1 protein-coding gene is annotated in these 1,272 nt (G+C 36.9%); it reads right to left on the reverse strand.

The window, feature by feature from the left end; translation table 11 throughout:
• Window positions 1-180: 180 nt before the first annotated feature.
• The coding region (locus tag CXF62_RS14640; protein WP_185156571.1) for a hypothetical protein at window positions 181-1,272 on the reverse strand (1,092 nt) is incomplete at its 5' end.

Raw genomic sequence — 1,272 nt, forward strand, 5'->3', positions numbered from 1 at the left:
TCGCAAAGTTCTGGATATCTCTCATTACGGACATACCCTTTTCCTTTACCTGCCTCTCTACCTACAGCGTCTCTAGTAAACTTAAACCGTGATGACTTTGTATTGACAATTTTGGCTGTACCATCTTGTAGACGATTCAAAGCATCCCAATAAGCCTGTTCTGCCTGGCTAGTTTTCATGTTATTTCTCTTGATTTACTTCTAATACTGAAAGAAGACTGTCTATTTTTTTAATACTCACTTCGTATTCATGATGAACACGCTTTGGAATATCTAAAGTGAGTTGAGACTTATAAAAATCTTTAGTTTGTAGCAAAATACTTTTGGATTCTGGTGAAAACACCGCATTTTCACAGCTAATACAAGCAGATGCCAATACACCAGCACCTTTATCACAAGGTTTAATAGACATACATCCGCCAACTAAAGTAGATCGATAACGAATTTTGCCATTTTTGACTGCTTTCTTAGTACTATTTCTATTATCTAAGAACTTAGGAAGCTTATTCTCTACTTTTCTTTTTTGTAGATTTTTACCAGCTGCACCAGTTAGTGTCACCCCGCTATCTAACAATTCATGCAAACTATCTGACTCTACTCTTGCTTGGGCCTCCTGCCATTCCTTTTCCATAGCTTTGACTTCAGGGCCGTTGCCTAAAATATTTATCGCTCTAGAGTTTGAGTCCGTGTAATAGACTGTCATCATCATGCTTATATGTTTTAGCTGGGATTTAAGGGTAGGATATGAAACATAACCACTAGAAGCAGCATACACGGCTAAGGAGCGTCTAAACTGATGAAAGCCTAAAGGCCAAGGCTCACCTAATTTAATATTATTAGGTATTTCATCGCCGTATAAAAATTGACTGACTTCCTTTAAGTCTTGTTCTGAAATCAATAAGTGCTCTGATGACATTATTTTTTGAATGAGGTTGCTATTTAAGGCAGTTGTTGCATAATCAAAATGCGGATGAGGCTTTCCAGATTTCCCATTTTCAATTGAAAAAAACAACGGTAACTTACTCTCATCTTCTTCCACCTGACTCTTATTAGCAGACCAGTTCAAAGCTCCTTGAGTGATAAATTTAGCTGCTTCAAAAGCTTCTTCAACAATTGAACCTGTTACCCATTTTGTAAATCTTGGTACTCCATTACTTTCCAATTTTGTTGTAGTTGACCATACTACAGGTATATTTCCAGTATCGGAATGAATATGTCTTAGCCCGTTGAAAGGGATAGATAGTAATTCATTTTTACGCATACCTGTAAACGC

This window comes from Psychrobacter sp. MES7-P7E, assembly GCF_002863645.1.
In the GTDB taxonomy this organism is placed as follows: Bacteria; Pseudomonadota; Gammaproteobacteria; order Pseudomonadales; family Moraxellaceae; genus Psychrobacter.